General features: G+C 43.7%; 16 protein-coding genes and 2 pseudogenes. 6 read left to right on the forward strand and 12 right to left on the reverse strand.

Annotated elements, in window-relative coordinates; translation table 11 throughout:
* Nucleotides 1–480 precede the first annotated feature (480 nt).
* From ACFWHB_RS10675 to ACFWHB_RS10685, 3 genes are all read left to right on the forward strand, one after another.
* Nucleotides 481–951, forward strand: coding sequence for a hypothetical protein (locus ACFWHB_RS10675; RefSeq protein WP_395950147.1), 471 nt, complete (start codon nucleotides 481–483; stop codon nucleotides 949–951).
* Nucleotides 952–1,122: 171 nt separating this feature from the next.
* Nucleotides 1,123–1,650: a hypothetical protein gene (locus ACFWHB_RS10680; protein ID WP_395950148.1), complete on the forward strand. Its 528-nt coding sequence runs from the start codon at nucleotides 1,123–1,125 to the stop codon at nucleotides 1,648–1,650.
* A 368-nt stretch (nucleotides 1,651–2,018) separates the two neighbouring features.
* Nucleotides 2,019–4,712 carry a hypothetical protein gene (locus ACFWHB_RS10685; protein WP_395950149.1) on the forward strand — a complete coding sequence of 898 codons (2,694 nt, stop codon included), beginning with the start codon at nucleotides 2,019–2,021 and terminating at the stop codon, nucleotides 4,710–4,712.
* Between the two features lie 205 nt (nucleotides 4,713–4,917).
* On the opposite strand, the pseudogene ACFWHB_RS10690 reads toward ACFWHB_RS10685, so the two are convergent.
* Nucleotides 4,918–5,714: pseudogene (locus tag ACFWHB_RS10690) on the reverse strand (IS5 family transposase); the annotation flags it as partial.
* A 1-nt stretch (nucleotide 5,715) separates the two neighbouring features.
* Here ACFWHB_RS10690 and ACFWHB_RS10695 point away from each other — a divergent pair.
* Together ACFWHB_RS10695 and ACFWHB_RS10700 are read left to right on the forward strand one after the other, a co-directional pair.
* Nucleotides 5,716–5,931 (forward strand): annotated as a pseudogene (locus tag ACFWHB_RS10695) (IS21 family transposase); the annotation flags it as partial.
* Between the two features lie 61 nt (nucleotides 5,932–5,992).
* Nucleotides 5,993–6,244 carry a plasmid stabilization protein gene (locus ACFWHB_RS10700; protein WP_395950150.1) on the forward strand — a complete coding sequence of 84 codons (252 nt, stop codon included), beginning with the start codon at nucleotides 5,993–5,995 and terminating at the stop codon, nucleotides 6,242–6,244.
* 225 nt (nucleotides 6,245–6,469) lie between these two features.
* Here the strand turns inward: ACFWHB_RS10700 and ACFWHB_RS10705 are convergent, their stop codons facing one another.
* Nucleotides 6,470–6,676, reverse strand: coding sequence for a helix-turn-helix domain-containing protein (locus tag ACFWHB_RS10705; RefSeq protein ID WP_043555730.1), 207 nt, complete (start codon nucleotides 6,674–6,676; stop codon nucleotides 6,470–6,472).
* 120 nt (nucleotides 6,677–6,796) lie between these two features.
* Here ACFWHB_RS10705 and ACFWHB_RS10710 point away from each other — a divergent pair, with 120 nt between their 5' ends.
* Complete coding sequence (locus tag ACFWHB_RS10710) at nucleotides 6,797–7,327, forward strand: hypothetical protein (RefSeq protein WP_395950151.1); 531 nt, start codon at nucleotides 6,797–6,799, stop codon at nucleotides 7,325–7,327.
* Nucleotides 7,328–7,448: 121 nt separating this feature from the next.
* On the opposite strand, the gene ACFWHB_RS10715 is transcribed toward ACFWHB_RS10710, so the two are convergent.
* The 10 genes from ACFWHB_RS10715 to ACFWHB_RS10760 all read right to left on the reverse strand — a co-directional run bounded on the left by ACFWHB_RS10715 (nucleotide 7,449) and on the right by ACFWHB_RS10760 (nucleotide 19,571).
* The gene (locus ACFWHB_RS10715) at nucleotides 7,449–7,904 is read right to left on the reverse strand and encodes a hypothetical protein (protein WP_395950152.1); all 456 of its coding nucleotides are present in this window, start codon (nucleotides 7,902–7,904) and stop codon (nucleotides 7,449–7,451) included.
* Nucleotides 7,897–10,317 (reverse strand): hypothetical protein, encoded by a 2,421-nt coding sequence (locus tag ACFWHB_RS10720; protein WP_395950153.1) that lies wholly within the window; start codon nucleotides 10,315–10,317, stop codon nucleotides 7,897–7,899. The genes ACFWHB_RS10715 and ACFWHB_RS10720 overlap by 8 nt, the downstream gene beginning before the upstream one ends.
* A complete protein-coding gene (locus ACFWHB_RS10725) occupies nucleotides 10,317–11,843 on the reverse strand; it encodes a site-specific integrase (protein ID WP_395950154.1) in 1,527 nt (508 codons plus the stop codon). The genes ACFWHB_RS10720 and ACFWHB_RS10725 overlap by 1 nt, the downstream gene beginning before the upstream one ends.
* A gap of 9 nt (nucleotides 11,844–11,852) precedes the next feature.
* Complete coding sequence (locus ACFWHB_RS10730; RefSeq protein ID WP_395950155.1) at nucleotides 11,853–13,205, reverse strand: hypothetical protein; 1,353 nt, start codon at nucleotides 13,203–13,205, stop codon at nucleotides 11,853–11,855.
* A 348-nt stretch (nucleotides 13,206–13,553) separates the two neighbouring features.
* Nucleotides 13,554–14,894 carry a zonular occludens toxin domain-containing protein gene (locus ACFWHB_RS10735; RefSeq protein ID WP_395950156.1) on the reverse strand — a complete coding sequence of 447 codons (1,341 nt, stop codon included), beginning with the start codon at nucleotides 14,892–14,894 and terminating at the stop codon, nucleotides 13,554–13,556.
* The gene (locus ACFWHB_RS10740) at nucleotides 14,895–15,290 is read right to left on the reverse strand and encodes a DUF2523 family protein (protein WP_395950157.1); all 396 of its coding nucleotides are present in this window, start codon (nucleotides 15,288–15,290) and stop codon (nucleotides 14,895–14,897) included.
* Complete coding sequence (locus ACFWHB_RS10745) at nucleotides 15,283–16,710, reverse strand: hypothetical protein (RefSeq protein ID WP_395950158.1); 1,428 nt, start codon at nucleotides 16,708–16,710, stop codon at nucleotides 15,283–15,285. The genes ACFWHB_RS10740 and ACFWHB_RS10745 overlap by 8 nt, the downstream gene beginning before the upstream one ends.
* A 117-nt stretch (nucleotides 16,711–16,827) precedes the next feature.
* Nucleotides 16,828–17,052, reverse strand: coding sequence for a hypothetical protein (locus ACFWHB_RS10750; protein ID WP_395948352.1), 225 nt, complete (start codon nucleotides 17,050–17,052; stop codon nucleotides 16,828–16,830).
* 249 nt (nucleotides 17,053–17,301) lie between these two features.
* The gene (locus ACFWHB_RS10755) at nucleotides 17,302–17,697 is read right to left on the reverse strand and encodes a hypothetical protein (RefSeq protein ID WP_395948353.1); all 396 of its coding nucleotides are present in this window, start codon (nucleotides 17,695–17,697) and stop codon (nucleotides 17,302–17,304) included.
* The gene (locus tag ACFWHB_RS10760) at nucleotides 17,685–19,571 is read right to left on the reverse strand and encodes a phage/plasmid replication protein, II/X family (protein ID WP_395948354.1); all 1,887 of its coding nucleotides are present in this window, start codon (nucleotides 19,569–19,571) and stop codon (nucleotides 17,685–17,687) included. The genes ACFWHB_RS10755 and ACFWHB_RS10760 overlap by 13 nt, the downstream gene beginning before the upstream one ends.
* Nucleotides 19,572–19,711: the final 140 nt, after the last annotated feature.

Here is a 19,711-nt window from a genome sequence, read left to right on the forward strand (position 1 = left end):
CGGTGATCGCCCTGCATATGAACACATTGGCATAGAGGCAAGGTGAACTCAACATGGTAGTGGTCTCTATTTACGGCCGAGGATGGATTGGTGAAAATGACGGAATTTAATTAATTACAGCCGGTCATGCAATTATTTAAGTATGAATTTTTTAATTTCTTTATAAATCGTGCAATAAAAATACATCTTTGTGCGATTTGCAAATTTTTTTTCGCAATAAGTCAATGTTGCTGGTGTGAATTAAATTATCACATATATGAATAAAGAGGTTCTGTGCAGTGTGTTGATTTATTTTCATTATTGCTTTGTAGTGATTTTCTCTTGAATGTGAGCACATGAGTCCTATGTGCCAGTAGAGCCCGCCACAGTGGGCGATTATCGAATGTTGGGCTGCATAATTCGGCATCTTTAAATGAAGTGGATATATTTAGTTTTACCATTTGAGACTAATATCATTGCAGATGTTTATCGGGAGGAATGATGGACGATAAGCCAGCATTAAATTTAATTGGCGCTGCATTATATCGATATGCATATTTTCTGACTCAGAATCAGGATTTGTCAAAGAGCATGGTTTTTCTGGTTCAGGAACGAGCAATATTGATGTTGTCACATACTTGGCATCAGATGCCACTTTCCTGGTTGGCAAAAATGCTAAGGGAATATTGTCAGCATCATCAGCTGGATGAGGGGGTGAATACAGAGAGAAGGAGATATAGTTATCTAACGGAGAGTGATCCGAGTGCATCGGTCAATCATCTGATTGATAAAATGATGGGTGAGATCATTCAATTACCACTTTATCTAAGAGAGCCATTGGTATTGAAAGTTGTTCTTGGTATGAGTATTGAAAATATCGCATGGTTAGTGGGGGCAACTACCTTGGAAATTGAAAAGCGAATATTTGATGCTAAAAACATAATTTTCCATAAAAGCGTAGTCACTCATTGATACATGCATGTTATTGGTATGTTATAAATTTTTTCCTTATCTACCATTACTATTAAGTGTGTTGTAGTTGTTTCGTATAAAAGCATTGGTTATGCGCCATTGCTCAAGACTAGGGCGGTTTTTTTTGTATGATATGAGTATTGCTATATATGAGTAAACAGAGGAAGAAAAATGAAAAAAAGTAGAATTGTGATGACATCTCTGCTGATGGCTCTGTCTGCCGGTGCCCATGCTGCACTGCCTGCGACTCAGGCTGCCGAGACCCTGACCTGGAAAGGGCTGGTTCCTTTTTCCGTGGCCAGCGATGATATCGTTATTACCGGCGATTTGGGTGGCCCTATCCGTGCCGGCTTTTTGAACGTCAAGACTGATGGTACGTTCACCTCCACGGCGATCAATGTCGAAGCCCACGATAATACCGGGGATGCCGCGGCACCTGTTGTGGGTGATCCTGTCTCTGGCAAGGTGAAGTGGGGGCTGGCTTCCTATGCAGTTGATGCTTCTACCACCGATATGAGTGGTGCCAATTTGAAATTTATCGCGGATGGCCAGCCGCTGGATATTGGTTCCACACTAAAGGAGGATTATGCACTGGCCGTCAACGTTTCCAATGATCAAATCATTACCGATATTGCTCCGGGTGAGCGCATTCAGGTCAGCGCAGTGATCACTGCCGAACTGGGTGGTATCTTCCCTTAAAGATCCATCAAGATAAAGTTAATCAAAAGCCGCACAATACTTCACCTTGCTCGGCTTTTTGTTACCTATCATTTGTTCGTCACTTAACCTCATGTTGATCAGAAAAAACCTTAACCATGGTGAAGGCGATAAAAAAATGAATATCCTTGGTTTACCTGTTGGCTCGCAAAGTTGCTACCTTTAGAAATAATGCTTTAAATTAAACGCCTTCTCAAGGTGATTTTTAATTGATTGTCGTTGAATGGAATGGTTTTTATTGATTTTTGAATGCAGTCAGCATCTAATCAGTATGCTACTTTTATCATGCTTGTTTTATCTTGAAATAATATGGATGGATGCTTTTTAATAAACAAGGGAGTTTTAATTCGATGAAAAAAAGTAAAGCTTATATAGTCCTATCTATTTCATTGCCATTGTGCGCTCATGCTGAAACACCCTCTGATGTTGATTCCCGTTGGAGGCAGTCCGCGACGATCACACACCCAGAGCATTCGTTTTATCCAAATCAAAATGTAGATATTCAAGCGACAAGGAAAAATATATTTGATTGGCGAACGCAGCATTTCCAAATTGGAATGGCAAATTGGCAAGGCAGTGAGGAGCTGGCCGTAAGTCCATTTTATATTTGCGAAGTAGAGTCGTTATATAATATCCCCGGTGGAAAGCTACTAACTAGCGACATTATGGGGCCAGGAAACATGCTTCCTCCATCGACAACCTGTGCGCGAAATTATAAAACCAAGTCCTATTTAAATAAAATCCCGGATATGAGCCCAGATGAGGGTTGGGAGATAGTGAAATTCAATTTGGGATATAAAATGTCTCATTATAAAAATGCTAAGACCTCTTGGTCAGCAGATGGGAGCGATTCGTTTACCACAAATCAATATCCCTACATCATATTGTATAACAGAATGACCGCAAAACTAAGGGTAATGGGGTTCTTTCCTGGCTATGCTCTAGGTACTGGCATGTCTGTTATTCTTGCCACATCGGGAAAGACCAAGATATTTAATGGTACTAAAGCTGTTGATGCAAAATTTTTCAATAGTAATAAAACAGGTTTTGGTGCAATTAATAATTCGCAAGATGGTGCTTGGGGAATTGCAGATTTTAACCTTGATTTAGATCCATGCTCTCCCGGGATGGATATTGATTTAACTGTTTCTATCAAGCCTGAGGCGGTTGCAGATGTCGAGTTGTATGGGCATTCTATAGGTATATCCCAGAATATCACCGATGAAAATATAGGTGATCCATCAAGATATTTAATGGATGTGTCTGGTGATTTACAAGACAACTTAGATCAAGCTGGTAGCTATACAGTAAGTAGTCTTAATGATTTAAATGAACTATTTAATGGCGTTAATGATTCAGCTACTTCAAATGCGGTAGCTAGCGATGCACTCGGCGCAGCATCAGCATTCCTGGGAGGGTTGATGGAGCTTGCTCCAGGTGGTTCAACGGTGACAGCGGGATTAAAAGCTATGTCTGGCGTGCTTGGCGGTGCTGGTTCAATCATGGGGACCCAAGCTGCAGCAGTACAGAACTTCAGTCCAATTATCCCTCAAATAACATTTTCTGAGATATATTTGAGAGGTACATCAACGTTATCAGATAATGGTATTAATGTTAAACTGAGGCTGCCCGGAAGTTTGAATACTGCATGGAAAAACTTCGATGAGAACGCAGTAACAAACCTATCATATCCATTGTATGATGAACCTATGGGGTTGTTTACATTATTGACAACACCAAAGGTAAGAGTTACAAAAACTTATTCTGAACGAGATAGTACACAAGGATATAAGGTAGTAACGAAATTCAACCCAGCGAATGTTATATTAGCATCTAATTATAAATCAGGTCTTTCTATTAGCGGGTTTGCGGCTGTAGAAGAGAATGGTCTGAACGTTACTGGGCGGCTTAAAGTAAGATATCTAGTCGATAGTAACATAACTCCTACGTTTACAAATCTTCATGATATTGATGGCGATGATAATTCGTTTAGCTATGTTAAAAACACAACCAATGGTAGAGATACTAAGTTATATACAGTTGTAACAGATGAAGTTCCTTTAATGCATCTGAATAGAATTCTTGGCACTAAAACTATACCATCAATTACCATTAAAGGCGGGACTGCCGTTGTAGATAATGTGAGTCTGGTTGTTACGGCTAAGAACAATAGCGATACACTCCATGATAACATCCTCAACCAAGATATTAAGATGGCGAACGGGGAGGACTCTAGCGGAGATTTTGTTCCTTACTATATTTCCATGAAAGAGTATCCAACAATATTTAATGAGTCTGGAAATAGCACATTCTCTCCTAATGAAGATATTAACAGATTGATAAATACTCAGCAGATTGGTATATCTGAAACAAATTCAGCGCTAGGTCTCGATATTCGGTTAGGGAAGGGTAATTCTCCATCTATAAAAGGATATTGTTCTGCATCAGGAGAGTATAATAAACCACAGATTAATACTTATTACAGTGACGGTACGTATTCAATGGTTTCTGATGAGGATATGGCGTATTATGCATACGAACCCAAACAGGTATCTGCACCTAGCACTACAAGGATTCAATTGGCAAAAGACGATTGTTCGTTTTGTGCAAACTCAAAAACATTTTCATTTATTTCTTTTAACTTGAATGAATATATCGGGCTTTATGGCTTCAGAGATCCCAAAAACGTCAGTGTTCGAATATATAAGCATGGTGGTGGAGCATTTAGTTTATTGGACTACCAAAGTAAGTACTATTTAAGTGCAAATAAGTCAACCCCTGCAATGATATCGACTGAATGGGGTGATTCTCAACCGGAATTCTCCACTATGTTGAAATATAATATTCATGATTCACCTTATTCTTTTAATGTCACCCAGCAATTTAAAGCTGCCCTTGCTAGAGTTAAAAATAGCGATGGGAAGTACGAGCAACCTAGGTTGTCTTTCGCATTAAGTCCAGAAAGTACATTTGACACATATCCTCAGATAAATAGTTCTGAAGGGAGCTCTAGTGTGGCACCTAGGTTGATTATTAATTTCTAACTTTAACGTGTTTTAATAATGTGGTGTCAAGATTAGTGGCGCCACATTATTATAATGTAGTGGTCTAATTGTAGTGATGTGATGGACGCCCCCACCCAGCGCGGTCAGTTTCATGCTTAGGCTGACTGCGTTCAACTTGGGATAGCACCGGCGTTGTTGCCCAAATCAGCCATTAGGCCACAACTTCCCCAGCCCCAGGTGATAGCTACACTTGGGGCTTTCTAACCGGCAGACCAAGAGCATTCAGTTTGTTCATCGCACACACGTAGGCCATGATCTCTCCCATTTGTCCGTTGTAGTTACGTAGACTGATTTTTCCCGTCATCAATTGTTTGAACCGATACATCGCCGTCTCGGCCAATGAGCGCCGATGATACCCGGACTGCTGCTTCCAGTGAGTCAGCCCCTCCTTACGCATCACCAAAACCGCTTCATTACGTGGATGCCCCTCTTCCCATAAACCGGCATTCTTGCGCGGCGGAATACAAGCCTTGGCTCCTTTGCGCTTTATCAGTTCATGGCAGGCCTTGGTGTCATATGCGTCATCGGCATACACGGTCCCAAGGGCTCGGCGTAGCGGATTGCACAGGTCGGCAACACCTCGGCATCATGAACATTTTCCAACGAGGCCTCGGCTGCCACGATGTCGTGGGTCGCCGGGTCCACCGCCAGATGCAATTTGCGCCAGACCCGGCGCTTGTCATGGCCATGCTTTCTGACCTTCCATTCGCCCTTGCCAAACACTTTCAAGCCGGTGGAATCGATAACCAAATCGGTAACCTTGCCCTTGGGTGGCTGGAGGTATGCCACCTTCACAGTGCTGGCGCGCTTGCTGACACAGCTGTAGTCAGGGGCACACAGCGGCACATTCATCAGCTCAAACAGCGAGTCGAGCAGGCCCTGTGTCGCCCGCAGGGAGAGGTTGAAAATGCCCTTGAGTATCAGGAAGGTATAGATGGTCTGGTCAGTGTAAAGCGGACTGCGCCCCCGCCGCCCATGATGACTGCGGCTGGAGGTTCAGCTCTCTTTTCGCCAGATCAGTGTCTGTACCAAGGTCAGTGTCGGCTCCATCCAGAAACTCCTCAAAAGTGCCCAGGCGCTCGGCCTGACCTGGCTCTTGCCCACCGAGCTTGATGATGGCCAACTGGCGGCCCTGTTCTATCCGCAGGCCGATACCACCATCTTGGCCCGCCATGTGTATGGTCTAATAATCCCGGACACCATTTTAGGTGGTACAGTCGCTACCATTACCAAGTCGCTAAACCTACCAGGGCTTAACCATGAGTTATCAGATCTTCTCTGCCACTGTGGCCAGTATTTTCGAACTGAAACGCAACCCGATGGGGACACTAAAGAAAGGCCATGGTTCAGCTGTTGCCATCCTCAACAACAATGAACCAGCCTTTTACTGTGTGCCACCAGAACTCTTTGCCTACTATGTCGAGCTGGCCGAAGATGCCGAGCTAAACCGTATAGCTGATGAGCGAATCGCCTCACTCGACAGGGTCAGCATTTCGCTGGATGACCTATAATCTATATCCTGCTCTTCGCCCGCTGGGCACAGAAGGTGACGAAACTGGCGCAACCTTAAAGTTAGGTGTCCAGGAAACAGGGAGCGATTCCAAAGCCGGATTATGGCGCTTTGCTGGGATGCTAGGAATCCTAAAAAGGTACGAACCAATCTGATTCAGCAGTCCTACAGGTTGTGGGTGGGAGTGCTGATGTTCGGCAGACGCCAATGCTGACAGCTCTTGAAGTTACGGAAGAAGGTCACGAATATCACATTGCAGTATCTCGCAAAGGCGATAGGCTTTTTCAAGCGTGATATTAACCGTTCCTCGTTCGATACGTCCCACATAGCTCTGATCGATATCAGCCATTAAGGCTAGCTGTTCTTGGGTGATGCCGAGATCAGTTCGTTTTGCTCGCAACTTATTCCCAAATTTCTTCGCTATATCATGCATTTATCGCCTCTCTTGAGGCGAAAACTATCTCTGGTTGCTGAACACATGTGAAGGGACTATAATCCCTATTTGTTGATTTTTTACTTGTTGTTTCTGAAGTCAATGGAGAATATCTAATCAATGTCGACTATCTATTTACCAACACCAATATACATAGCTCTTGAAGCTAAAGGGCTTAATGATTTTTCAGTGGTTGAATGTTTAAAGGCTGGGTATGGTAATGAAAACACTTCTTATACAAATGCGACAGGGTATAGTTATATATATTTGCAAATAATGAAGTTGGTAGATAAAGGTTTACTTTCAAAAAAATCCAATGGACGTAAAATGACTTTTATTAAAACGAGGGGATATTGTGATGCGACCATTGCGGTTTGTATTTCACAAGAGGATGAAACGTCTCCTTTAAAGAGGGGCGCGCTACCTCAACTAAATAAAAGATATAGCCATTATGAGAATCAAATACAATCTCTATGGGGAGAGCAGGGGGAGTATGATGAATTAGCTAATTTGTATCCACAGTTTGAAGAGGTTATTGGTGTTGCTTCTAACCAGGTTTATGAGAAAATAAATTCAACCATGGGAAAACTACGGGCTGTCAAAGTTGTCATTGAGGCGTTGGCAGAAAATAAAACCTATAATTTAAAATGAAATCTATTTTTGTTAGGACGTGTTATGCCACTGATGTTTGTAATTCACTGCATCTCCTTATAGAAAATATTGATATCTGTAACAAGTAATCTTGATAACTTGGATGAGCATCTTAAAAAAATTAATGTCTATTTTTCTCATGATTTTGTAATTCCCTGATTAAGAAAGGGCTCAAGAATCGTTCAATGTTTTTATGAATACCCTCAGCTTTTATTGCTTGAACAATATCTATAAGCACATTTGTATTCTGAGTAACCATGTTCTTTGCCTCTTCAACTTGAATTCTAAGTGAAGCATTAGATTTTATTAATTCCGCTCTGCTTTTTGTCGCTCCAGAGCGAGCACTTTTACCAAATGTGCCTCCTATCTCATCAAGTTGCATTTTTTTATAATGTTCAATAATGCTTTTTCGACTTGTTAGTGTGCTTATAGCCCCAGTGATGACACCTTTTGCTTTTAATCTTAAGTGTAGAGCCTTATTAGAAATAGGTGATACATGATACCCCTCGCGTACCATCGCACGTAATTCAGATTCAATTGCCTCATTAAGAGCTTCACCTGACAATTTTTTATGCATTATTGACATTCTCCAGTTTCTTCTGCTCGACAGCAAAGATTGTAGCTAAAGTTTTTGGTTTTTTATCAACATCAAAGTCAATCAATCTTATGGTCATCTTGGTGGACTCAATATTTATAGAGTCTTTCTTAATTCGTTTTAAATTTTCAGAACGATAAGAAAAATCGTTTATTATTTCATCATATTCATCCTGAGTTAATACTCCTGACATAAATAAATTATCAAGTTCATGGATTTGCTGTTGAAGCAATAACACTTTTTGCTCTAATTTTACTCTATCGTCTGCTCTTCCTATAACTGTAAAATAAGGGCATGTGGAACCATCTTGGCATTTCATCGAATACGGACATGACCATGCCTGTAGCTTCCGCATGCAACTCCCAAAGTCCAGAGGATGCAAATCTGCATGCCTATTTAGTAACGATCTTTTTTCTGATTTTGATTCTTCCAGGCTCCATACCTCACCAAGACCGGCCATTAAATCTAATGAGCAGGATTCAAATACATCATCAAGGAATGATATTTTATCTTCTTTAGTGGTAAATGAGTGAGTGTTTTGTGCTATGGCATTGCCAATATTCAATTTGTGGTTAATTGAAATTTCAGTTGTTGTTTTAATCAAATCTAAGGCATTTGATACAGGTAAACAGTCTTGTTTAGGTTCATCAGCAAATAGAGCTAACTGTGTGCCAGAAGAGATCACTTCACTTGCTAATGCTCTTTGTTCAATTGCTAGATGCTGATATGCAGCATTCTGACTAATATCGACGCGACCCATCATGACTGCTTGCAAGTGATCGGTTATTCCAGCAATAGCCAAAAATGTATTTATGGTATGACGAGGCATGTGTGTTGTTAGTTCGGGAAAATTGCCATTCTCATCAATCAAATTATATTTACTGAATAGTGAAACGCCGCCTTGACCATTGTTTGAACCGACAAACTTCAACATGTCGGACATAGATACCCTGACTGGCAAAGGCTTAGTTACTGATGATCTTGCTAAAGAGGCAGAACCTTCAGATACAATGAATAGCATATCTTCAATATTATAAGAAACCTGTGCGCCTGTTTTTGAATCTATGAAGTTATAGATGAACTTTGTATTAAGTTCTTTGTTGGAAGTGATTTTTTTCTTCAAGAAAATCTCAATGCTTTCGGAAGAGTAATAAAAGTTTTTTTGTCGACCACTTATCACTTCAATTCGTGAAGGCTCAATGCCTGATTGAGACAGTGTCTTTTTGGCATAATCTCTTTGCGAAGACATCCCTCTAATTTGTGCAGTCTTTGATGATGATTCTGAAATATAAGAAACTATTTCATTCAATGAAATTTCATCTTTACCATATAGCTCGAGTGGTAATAGTGAGTTAAAATTATTATTCCGACAGTGGACTATATGGTTTCTTATAGCCTTTGTAAGGCTTAGCGTGTCCTCGAAAATTGTTTCGACTAAATCTATAGCTAATGGTTCAACCCAATGCGTTCTGTGTCCAGCCTTCTTTTCACCTACATAGACAATACCCAGATAGTAATGTTTCAGCCCCTTTTTTTTGAGTAGAGTTACCACTTCAGAATCTTCAACTTCAAGCTTCTTCAACGCATCAACTTTAAGCCTCTCTAATTCTCCAAATCTAAACCCCGTGACCATCAGTAGCATCAGCATATTGAGCAATATTTTTTCACCATCTGACGTCACCATACTGCGAACAGCCGCTATATTTAAAAAAACTTGTATAGTGATAAGCTTTTTACTTTCATCATCATCAGTTTCTTCAGCAAATTCTGCGTTATGGAAAGCTTTTATTTTGGCTTGTTCTGCGGCCTTGGTGGATTTAGAGGAAGGGCGTTTTTGGGTAACACTAAACATAACTGGATTGAATGTGATACCAAGTATATTTATATATTCGCAAAGCTTCCGCATCGCAGTTTGGCTATCAGCGATATTACTCAGATTCCCCATGACTGAACAGTGTGCCAGCATTGTCTGTGAAATAATCTCATTGCTGATCGTCTGAATCTTTGGAATTTGTTCACCGTTAATCAGCATGCGAATATAAATCCGTTTTAGCAGTAATGCGTCACGATTCAAGGCAGATAATGATATTTTTTGGTTGCTTAATTTAATAAGTAATACGATGAACGACTTCATGAAATCACGATACTCACCGTTTACCTCATGGTCTAAATCTATCTGTTTGTCTCCATCTAGGTATATTCCTTTTTTTAGCTTTTTAATGTTTTTAAATTCAAGATGACCTGAACTTCTTCCAGAGAAAACTCCTTTTTGCTCAGCGTCTGGGTGCCAACTATCATCTTCCCAGCTAAAATTAACATCTGGTTTGATATTTTCATTGAAGTATGCCTTGTGTTCCGCAATGAATAGTTTTAAATTTTCAAGTTTATCTCTCATTAATTAAACCCTCCTTCAATGCGGTTAATGATCATCTGTATTTCTCCTTTCAGATTAGCAAGAACATCCAAAGCAGGATTTCGAATGTTACCCGACTTTTCGCTGACTTCTAAGGTGTCCGCAAGCTCCTTATTTATACAGTGAAGGACAGAGTAATGTTTATTTAAATTGGTGAAAGGTCTGAAATAAAAGCAACCGTAACAGGAGCGAACCTTCGCGAGAGTACATTTTTCATCCGGTCTTTCGCACCCTCCAATTTTAATATGAAGTTGACCTCCTAGAGTGCCAGATACCGTTCGTTTGATCCAGGTAGCCTCCTCGGCAGCATAACCCGTGAGCAATAGATTAAGCATGTTCTGCCATACTGGATTATCACCAAGCGCTTTGCTTTTCAGCATCGCCAGTTCAGGGGTAGCTGAAATATAGAATGCCGCAGCTACTAATGAACTATGGCCCATCATATATGCAATCTCATCAGCACTTGCTCCTGCAAGAGCTAATGAATGACCGACATTATGTCGAAAATCATATGTAGTCAATCGAGGTAAAAAAATGTTTCCATTTGCAATATTTTCTTGAACAGCTTTTGGTTGAATTGCAAATAGCATATGTTGCAAAACATCATTTAAGTAATTAACAATATATTCATCCACTAGTATAAATCGATCTTTCAAGCTTAAATTATTTCTTTTGATGTATTCATCAACCAGCATGCCAATCTCTGCTGGTAAAGCTATTTTAACTTTATCGTTAGTAATTTTAGTTTGTTTTCCATATGGCATGTTCAAACTATAGCGATATAGGCCTGAGGCCTGACTGCTTGTATCCTTTTGAAAATCGCCTGCCGATATCTTTGAAAACTGGATGGGACGCATGCCGGTGTAGTATGACAAACCAAATAATGTGAATTTTATAAGTTTATCATCAGAAAGCGATTCTTTTTTTTCACTAGCAGAAAGAATTGAACGAGCAATTAATCCTTTTAGAGGGGAGGGGAATGCATTCTCTAGGTCTTGATATTTAAGGAATGGATTTACTGTGTTTGGTGTTGGAATAAGAATGAAATCATCTAAATTCTCTATAGAAAATCTAGGGAAATTTAGTTGGCACAAAAGTCTCAACAGAGCTTTTATGGCGGTATATTTTTCTGGAGTTTCTAATATTCTACTTGAACTCAGTTCGGCCTTAAATCCATCATAGGAAAAATCTTTGAAGTCAAAAGCTTCTTTCAATTGATGCCAACGAGATCCGCGAAAGGGACTGCCACCATTGATAAACGAGACGCAGCAAAATTTGGCAAGTTTCCTCATTGAGGTATGACTGACAGTAGTGAAGTTAAGTACAGTCTTCTCCCCGCCAATAACAAATCGCCATAAATCATCATCTGTTTTTGCTGTTACCGAATCGAACCTGGAATCGGTTTGAATTGTTACCTGTGAAGGAAGTTTTAATTTCTCTATAAATATTATTTGTTCAGAAGAGAGAGTCAGGCTGTCACTAAATTGTGGGATGTGTTCAGTGGTCATCATAGTACCTTAAATCGCTGTGAACTCAATTTTTTCGAGAGCTAAATATGAACTGTCACTAAACATCTTCATATTGATTTCATTTGCTTTCTCGGCAATGAATCGCTTAGCATAATAACTTGGCATCATCGAGTTTTCCGACCAACCACCTAGTTCGCGCAAACTATCTTTTGCAGCGCTCATTATTCCTTTCGCATTTGCCGCGCCAGCATTAATAAATATAACCTCATGTTTGTGATACAACTCCTTTAACTTCAAATAGGCCCAGGTATGCCTAAGCATGTGAGGGTGCACATTCTCCAAAAACTCTGCATAAATAGAGTTGAAATGTTCTGGAAATTTTTCTTTCATAGCATCGCTAGCATCATTAATTATTTTGTAAGCGGCTTTATAGGATAGGGGAGGGCACTCTCCTATTGATGAGGTGAAAAGAAAGTTATGTGTTGTTCTTAATCTCACTTGTGCCATGAGAGATTGTATATTGTAGTAATCCTTTTGAGATATTTTTAATTCTCTTGTACTTTGCTTGGTTTTTATTAAAGGTTTTGTTTTTCGTGGATCAGTGCCGTCATCCAGATTGGCAACAAGCATATAAAATGAGGTTTCAGCTTTGTTTGGCTTGAATGATGTCTCACGTAGAAGTAGGGCCTCACCAATCCGTAGCCCATACTGAACTAATAGCTTAACAAGAATTATATTTCTGAAACCAACATATGTAGATGGAGTGACTCTTCCGTCCCTATCCTTTTCAATTCTTGATGGGAGGGCGAATAGCGATGCAAAATCCCTGAGTTGCTCTTGAGTTAAGCTTTTATATACGTTTGTACTTTTTTGCTGGTTAGAATGGTATTTTGAGTATTTTTTCGCTTCAGCATTCAAGTAAGAATGCAGTGCTTTTTTATGAGAATGAATATCGTCAATACATTCGGTGATAAAATGCGGCGTGATGTACGAGTCAATGAGCCATGAGATGAAGCGGCAAACAGTCTGATACCTTAACACTTGAGTTTGAATCGATTGAAATAAATCTTTTTGGCCGTTTAGGGGCAGGGCTGCAACGTTACTCGCATAAATTCTGGAATTGCCAAGGTATAGCCAGAAACCATCTAGTTCTGAGATTATTTTCGTTATCACCAAACCAGAAAACTCTCCCTTATACATTGAATAGTCCAGCGTACAACCGAACTTAGCAAACCAATATGCATGGAAGTACATGATGTTTGTCAGTGTGCTGATCTGGTAGTTAACTGACCGCTGGTGAAGCTGTTCAATGCAAAGCTTTAGTGACAAGAAAGTGGGTTGCATTATCTCGCTGTCGAAGAGGCACGCCTTCTTATCATCGATCCTCATAACCTTATACATGTACGCACTCCATGGTAGAGAGTCCTTAGCTGTGTACATTTTAGTGTATAGACATTACGCTAATCAAACGCTACAGCGAAAAAGTTGACGATTTCAAGAAAGCATCTGATTTTTTAGATTTTTATGATATGCGTACTGACCTTGTGTGTAGTAGATAACAGGTGGTCATGATTTAACATAATATACATTATGCGCGGTTGTGGCTTGGTGTGTGGCTCATGGGGGGAATGCGTCTGGTTGACGCCGATAATTCTGTTTATCGGCAACAACGGCGCCGGGCCGCTGGCCCTCGTCCGCTCAGCCCGCTACCGCGGGCCGCGCGGCCCGGCGCCGCAGTTGTTGATTAGATCAGCTCGCAACGTTGGTCAGACTCGCCAACTGGACGACACTCTCAGGGATGGCAGCCTTCTCAGGCATAGCTGGCTGATTGTTGTAGATCCTCGGCGCACAATTCACAGTCATGGCACGGCCATCCCGGTCAGTCACCACCGAATAGCAGTCCCCCAAGTAATCAACCTTGTAACCCATGTTCATCAGGTCATCAGAGTTAAACGCCAGTTCCTGATTGCCACGAACGCCAGAGAAGATCACCAGTCCCTCAAACCGCCCCGCATAGATAGCCCCACTAGCCCCAGTCATAAACAGTTCAGTCACCCGGAACGGCATCAGAAAAGGCTCAGCACTCCGGTCAGCAACGGCACCAGCAGCAGGCGCATCAGGAACAGGCACGCCCACAGTACCAGCAGGCGCAACAACACTTTGCGAAGCACCCACATCAGCAGCTGTCTGAGCAACTGCAACGGGCGGTTTAAGGAAGTGATACAGGTTGTAACCAAACCAACAAAGAGATAACGGAAGGACGCCAAACAAGACGACGCGCAGCTTGAGAGACGAGAACGGCCCTTTGGACTGTCCTGATTTGGTAATGTTTCCAGTCTGTGTGGATTTATATAAACGGTGTACAGCCACAGGCACATGCCTTTTAAACGTGACACTCTTTTGCGTAGGGATTCCATTTTCAAGTGGGTTATGTTCATAAATGCGAGGTTTCCGTTTTGAGAGGAAAAAGCTGTCCTTGCTGTTATAGGCAAATGCAGTTTCACAGCAGGCCCGAACAGGCCGAGGGATAGATGTAATATCAGGAGTGGCAAGAACAACGTCCCAGTTATAATGACGATGCCGCATGAATGACTCTTTTGGCGTGGTGGGATAAATAATCCTCCCCTCCCCGTCAAACACTACCCGGCCAGTATCATCCATATCACACTCTTCCAAGTGGTCAGGGCGATATGTATCTAACCTCTCTCTATATAGCGATATAAAGTCAGCGGGCAATATGGAGTCGTAATATTCAATGGGTTGAATATCATATTCACTCTTGCCGCTGAATACATCACGGTCGTATATATCCTGACATTCATCAATAAACACAAATGCACCAATAGGCATCCAGTGATGCCAGACCCGCCAAAGTTTCTGATACCTCGGGTCTTGAGATGACATTCTAAATAGTCGTGCTGTCTCAGGGAATTTTTCACCCAAGAACTCCTCTATTTTATGCAGAGGATACATACCCGCCACGTTCGTCACCACAAGACGCCCCTGCCTTAATGCAGGCAAAAGCCGATACCAAATAACAGATGAACTTTTGTAAGATCCATTGTGACCGTGTTCAATGACGATTGCCATTTACCACCCCATGAAGTTCAAAACAAAACGAGTAACATAGGCATTAATTATTAAATTAAGCCCATTTACAAAATTAAGCTGTTCAAGTGCCCATTTCACACCCGACGGCAATTGGGATATAGAAGCAAGCAGATAGCCACTCAAATTAATGTCAGTGGTTATCTGTTTTGCAACTAGGTAAGCAAACTTCAACATTTCAAGCTTTGCGGTAATAACACACAAGGTATAGAACTCAATGCCCCATGCAGTGAAGCGATGGAAGAGGCCGGGCACCTCCTCCGTCACCGTATAGTGAATGTCATTAAGCCTATTCCCTATGTAGTCAAGAAACGAGGAATCATCCGCCATAGCCAGCGCCGGAACGAACATCAAACAAAGAACCAAGATATTACGCATCACGCCTACCCCCTAACAAGATGCCAAAAGCTATTAGAACCGCCAAGAACCAAATAACTTGTGCAGGCCCAGAAGAGAAAAATAATTCAATATTTGATTTGCCACTCAAGTCAACCCGAGCGCCATTAATATCGTGATAATCATTTTCATAATTGCCCGACACCTCAAGTTTTCCAGGTGAAAACACCCCCTTGATTTCGTCCATCTGGGCTTGAATCTCGACCTGCTTATCAGTGACTTGCTGCTTAACACCCGCGATGGCCACCTCACCAAACACGTCTGAAAGGCCATTGCCGGGCACAGAACCAGAAGGCGAGAACGTACAAAGCGGCCCGGTGCAAGGCTTATCACCACCCTCACCACCATCACCACCATCACCATCACCATCACCACCATCACCGCCCTGCCCTCCGCCAGAATTTCCCCAGCCTGATTGTAACGCCTGTTGCGTCATGCCCTTGATAGCCGCAAGGCTGCCTTGCATATCTCCCAACTGAGATGAATTTGTGCTATTCATCGTGCTAAGCGTGCTATCTATAGACCCCAGCTTCCCAGACATATTGCGAAGGTTGGAATCCATTGACCTAGTATTGCCACTAATAGAACCCATAGTAGACATATTAGACTGCATCATTGCCTGTATAGCAGCCAGCTCCCCACCACCCGAACCACCACCACTAGAACCGCCGCCACTTCTAAGAATATCAGTTATGTATTGAAGTTCCCCACCCAAATAAGATATGTCCTGCCTCATATCAGAAAGCTGTTTAGTTCGCGCAATATCCTTATCATTCCAAAAGTTAGGTTCAAATACCGACTTTTCGCTTAGAGATTTTAAATGCGCAGTCATTTCAAAAAACAAGGAGCCATAACTCCCTACCCCGCCATTCATGCCAGTCGTGTTTTGAGCAATCTTAGCAATATCCTTGGCAATAAATTTTAATTCATAACGCTTTGCGTATTCAGTTGACTCATACGAATTTTTGAAGCGCTCAATATTAGTCGAAACAGCATCAAATCCATGTGCCAAATTAACACTTCCGCCATCATACACCCACAATGGAGGCGAACGATGCATAAACGGATCCCCGCCGCCATTATCCCCGCCGCCATTATCCCCACCGCCATTATCACCACCGCCATTATCACCACCGCCGTCACCACCACCGGATAAGGTGCACTCATTTCCATCGGAGAAATAAGGGCCTTTTATTGGAGGGGTAGCAGCAGGCAATTCAACGCAAACAGTACCACCCCCACCACCTCCGCAATATGCAGAACAGCCGCCAAGGGTCGAGCCGGAATAAGCTATACAAACAGGGCTTGGGGTGGATATATCAAGAGAGCCATAATTTACGCCCGGGGCGCAAGCAGCGTATGCGAGAGACGGTGAAAGCAGGAAGATAGATAAGTAACGCATGGTGACACCAAATAAAAAAGGGGGCTAAGCCCCCCTTGGTTTAGGAGGTGAACACCCCCGATAAGAAAGCCATCCCGAACACAAGCGCCCCTGTACAGGCAAGGGCGATAGCCAGGATCACTTACGCAGCCAGCCCACAATCATGGCGACACCGAACCCGAGGGCGGCCATGGTGATGACACCAGCAGTCACCAGCGCGTAGTTCGTCTGACCGGAGGTCAGCGCCGCTTTGATGGTGTCGGTCAGAGTTGCATCTACCGCGAACGCAGCGGGGGAGCTGAGAGCCACAGAACCAGCAACAACTACAACACCGTATTTTTTAGCCTGCTTGAAAAAAGTCATTTATTACACTCCACTGTATTTAAAGTTATCGACTTAATTTTCGGGCTATAAGCCCGGCCACATAGCCAGAAATAAATAACAGGATTAAATAACCCGATATTTGAATAAACTGGCCGCTATCGAAAACCAGCAAATCAGCGAGACCTGACACCTTGTCATAATCAGTCTGTGTCATCAGGATATAACCCGTGCAGGGAGTTATATCGCTGATCACATACTGCGACCCATTTAAGACAAGGCAAGAGGCCATCAGAATTTCGCTGGTTTTTCAGATTCTTGGGGGAGTTTCCCGCCTTCGCTGGCCTGTTTGATGGCCTCAGCAAGGGGGAGTTTCTTGCCGTTCGGCACGAAGCCAATGACGGTCGGTTTAGAGCCCTTGAGGCTAAAGGAGAGTTGGAACTCAAACTCTGCATTGCCGGGCACCAGCTCGCCAGAGCGGACGGCAGCATGGATGGCCTTCGCCAGCTTGTTACCATCGGAAGTGTCGACGGTGATCTTACCCAGGTCACACCCGGCGAACCCGTCACGAACGTCGATAGCGTCCTCAATGACATGGATATGAGCCCAGACGTTGCCGCCGTCGCTCTCATCCATCTGTCCAAAGCGGACGTTCACGAAGTTCACCATTTGCTTCATACCTGACATTGAATTTCCCCTTGCTTGATGTTGCGGCCACGGGAATCGGTGGCCTTGTGAGCCCAGTACCAAAGACGGTCTAACCGGGCCTTGGTGTGGGAGATTCGTTCACGGAGCTGGATGGCCTTGGCGATCATGTCCGGGTCTTGTTCGGCGTCGGCCAGTTGACAACGCAGTGAATCGAGGATGATCGAGAGCTTGCGGTGTTCAGTATCCGCATATGACCGGGCATCAAATTCAGGAGCCGAAGTGGTGCCGAGATAGGCAGCAAAATCATCCATCAGCTCTTCATCAGAGCCATAGTTGGGACGCTCTGGCAGCGGGATCTTGTAGTCGTCGTGATACTGGAAAATGTCCCCACGGATAAGCTCAAACGAGCCATCATCAAACACCGCAAGGTGCAGCTGCTCGTTGTCGTTGATGCGGAGCGGACGGCCAGCAATGAGGTGCTGTAAAGACGCCTCGGCAGCGGCGAGATCCACATAGGATCCAACGGCCTGCTGTATGAGCTGTTCACGGGACTGGCCGAACGACTGGACGAAGCCACGCCCGAACTTGTCGCCAATGCTCAGGATGTCGCCCTGCTTATCAAGCACGGTGCCCACGGGTTCAACGTAGTTCGCCGGGCGTTGAGCGGAGAAGTCCACCTTGATCAGGTGCAAAAGCTTGAGGGTCTGGCGCTTCTTCAGGTTCTGAAGTTGGGCCTTAGTCAGGCCGATAGCCATCAAGCAGTTCACGGCATCATAGAAGGTGCTGGAAGCGGTCAAGCGCTTGGTCTTGTCCCACCCGTCCGTTGCCAGACTGCGATAGAACAACATCAAGCGATCCGCACGGGCATAGCTCCATTTTTCGGTAGTAGAGCCATCGGGGTTGTTGATCACCTTGCAGCGCCCGTAATGCTTGCGCAGTTGCTCTTGAACCCGGCTGTTCTGGGTAAGGGAAACCTTGGTTGCCCCCAGTGCCTGGAACATGTCAGAGAAGAGATCACGCCATGCCCATTCGCAGAACGTCATGCCCTGATTGTCCGGGTTGCTCTCGAACTGACCAACAAACGTCAGGAACTGCCACACATTGCGGGGGATCTTGTTGCGCTCAAACCACCGGGTCAGCGCCCTACCCTCGAACCGCAGACGGTTAGCCGCGAAGGCGTTCAACTCTGGGCTCTCAAGATTCTGGATCACCGAGTCATAGCGGCTGGTCTTTTCGGTGCGCTTGGCCCGTTTCAGCTGCTCCAGCTGGTGCTGCATTTCGTTGTGCTTGGCGTAGACGACAAGAACCTTGGTTCGCCCGGCATCCTGCTGATCTTGGCTGCGCTTGTTGAAGTAGATGGTGCTTTCGTAATCGGACTCTTTGGCGGCCCGAAGGTGACGGTGTGAGAGATTGCCAATGGCGGAAAGGCAGTTAGCAAGCGTCTCAGCGTCGGGAAGCTGGATAGAGTTGGTAACGTCTACCCGGCGAATGTGGGCATTGCCCCAGTCGAGCATTTCAGCGACTCGGGGAAGGGCTCGAGCGAAGGCTGCGAGTAGTTCGAGGATACCAGCAGCAGCATTGTCCGGCCCGTAGACGTTGTGACCTTGCAGCAGCTTAGCCGGTGATGCCTTGAGAGCAATGCAAGGCCAACTGCGCTTGAGATGGGCCTGATGGAGCTTGACCGCGAGGTCAGTGAAGCTTGAAGGGAGAGACTCCCAGGGGTGATACAGATCATGAATGGTGCCCTCTCTATCAATGGCAAAGTCGACACGTCTTGAACCCAACGTGAGCCCACGGCGACCGCATTCCTCAAGGTCTACCATCCCTACAATGTCGGCGGACCCTGCGCCTATGCGCTGGGTAGTGCACCACCTATCTGAAAAGGGTATATGGATTTCCCAAAAGTCGTACATGGTCGTTCCGTGGCGTGTAAGTGTATACAAGTGTATCTAGGACTCGGATTGTACATATACGTATGAGCGTATACAAGCATCGGCGGGTAAGAGTATGCACGTATGAGTTATGATGTAGATCATCACTCAGAGGGGGTTAC

The organism is Aeromonas mytilicola subsp. aquatica, assembly GCF_044336385.1.
Taxonomy (GTDB): Bacteria; Pseudomonadota; Gammaproteobacteria; order Enterobacterales; family Aeromonadaceae; genus Aeromonas; species Aeromonas rivipollensis.

What these genes read in the sequence shown, in the direction of transcription:
- ACFWHB_RS10675 (WP_395950147.1), top strand. Translation starts at nt 481, where the DNA reads ATGGACGATAAGCCAGCATTAAATTTAATTGGCGCTGCATTATATCGA.
- ACFWHB_RS10680 (WP_395950148.1), top strand. Translation starts at nt 1,123, where the DNA reads ATGAAAAAAAGTAGAATTGTGATGACATCTCTGCTGATGGCTCTGTCT.
- ACFWHB_RS10685 (WP_395950149.1), top strand. Translation starts at nt 2,019, where the DNA reads ATGAAAAAAAGTAAAGCTTATATAGTCCTATCTATTTCATTGCCATTG.
- ACFWHB_RS10700 (WP_395950150.1), top strand. Translation starts at nt 5,993, where the DNA reads ATGAGTTATCAGATCTTCTCTGCCACTGTGGCCAGTATTTTCGAACTG.
- ACFWHB_RS10705 (WP_043555730.1), bottom strand. Translation starts at nt 6,676, where the DNA reads ATGCATGATATAGCGAAGAAATTTGGGAATAAGTTGCGAGCAAAACGA.
- ACFWHB_RS10710 (WP_395950151.1), top strand. Translation starts at nt 6,797, where the DNA reads ATGTCGACTATCTATTTACCAACACCAATATACATAGCTCTTGAAGCT.
- ACFWHB_RS10715 (WP_395950152.1), bottom strand. Translation starts at nt 7,904, where the DNA reads ATGCATAAAAAATTGTCAGGTGAAGCTCTTAATGAGGCAATTGAATCT.
- ACFWHB_RS10720 (WP_395950153.1), bottom strand. Translation starts at nt 10,317, where the DNA reads ATGAGAGATAAACTTGAAAATTTAAAACTATTCATTGCGGAACACAAG.
- ACFWHB_RS10725 (WP_395950154.1), bottom strand. Translation starts at nt 11,843, where the DNA reads ATGACCACTGAACACATCCCACAATTTAGTGACAGCCTGACTCTCTCT.
- ACFWHB_RS10730 (WP_395950155.1), bottom strand. Translation starts at nt 13,205, where the DNA reads ATGTATAAGGTTATGAGGATCGATGATAAGAAGGCGTGCCTCTTCGAC.
- ACFWHB_RS10735 (WP_395950156.1), bottom strand. Translation starts at nt 14,894, where the DNA reads ATGGCAATCGTCATTGAACACGGTCACAATGGATCTTACAAAAGTTCA.
- ACFWHB_RS10740 (WP_395950157.1), bottom strand. Translation starts at nt 15,290, where the DNA reads ATGCGTAATATCTTGGTTCTTTGTTTGATGTTCGTTCCGGCGCTGGCT.
- ACFWHB_RS10745 (WP_395950158.1), bottom strand. Translation starts at nt 16,710, where the DNA reads ATGCGTTACTTATCTATCTTCCTGCTTTCACCGTCTCTCGCATACGCT.
- ACFWHB_RS10750 (WP_395948352.1), bottom strand. Translation starts at nt 17,052, where the DNA reads ATGACTTTTTTCAAGCAGGCTAAAAAATACGGTGTTGTAGTTGTTGCT.
- ACFWHB_RS10755 (WP_395948353.1), bottom strand. Translation starts at nt 17,697, where the DNA reads ATGTCAGGTATGAAGCAAATGGTGAACTTCGTGAACGTCCGCTTTGGA.
- ACFWHB_RS10760 (WP_395948354.1), bottom strand. Translation starts at nt 19,571, where the DNA reads ATGTACGACTTTTGGGAAATCCATATACCCTTTTCAGATAGGTGGTGC.